The organism is Rhizobium sp. 18055 (assembly GCF_902706285.1).
Lineage (GTDB): Bacteria > Pseudomonadota > Alphaproteobacteria > Rhizobiales > Rhizobiaceae > Rhizobium.
This window is the reverse complement of the sequence record NZ_CACSKD010000295.1, coordinates 1-439: the sequence shown is the minus strand read 5'-3', so window position 1 is coordinate 439 and position 439 is coordinate 1. Positions and strand designations below refer to the sequence as shown.

At 71.5% G+C, this 439-nt stretch carries 1 pseudogene; it reads right to left on the bottom strand.

Annotated elements, in window-relative coordinates:
* Positions 1–370, bottom strand: a pseudogene (locus GVL52_RS32170) (hypothetical protein); the annotation flags it as partial.
* Positions 371–439: the final 69 nt, after the last annotated feature.

Below are 439 nucleotides of genomic sequence, written 5' to 3'. Positions count from 1 at the left end.
CCACCAGCACGCGCTGGCCGTTGTCCTGCTGCCAGCCGAAGCGCTCGCCCGCGGCCAGCACCTCGCGCACGATCTCCTGCTTGGCGGCGGCTTTGAGGCGGATGTTCAGGAAGCCGGGGCCGGCGATCTCGATCGCATCGACCCAGCGCGCGAAGGCCGGCGTGGCCTCCAGCGCGGCCTTGAGCTGTTCGCCCAGAGCGCGCGGGTTGAGCTTGAGCGGCTTGGCCAGCTGCATGGCGGCGGTGCAGGCGAAATCGCCGTGCGCGGCCACCTTGGGGGATTCGAAGGCGGCGCGCCCGGCGGTGCCGGGCGAGAGTTTTTCCAGCTCGCCGGCGAGCGCCGCGAGCAATTCCTGTTTGACGGAGAGCATCCGCGGATTCTACGGGCCGGCCCGTCATCCGCCGGGGGGCGAGCGGCGTTAAGCGGAACAGTCCCGGCC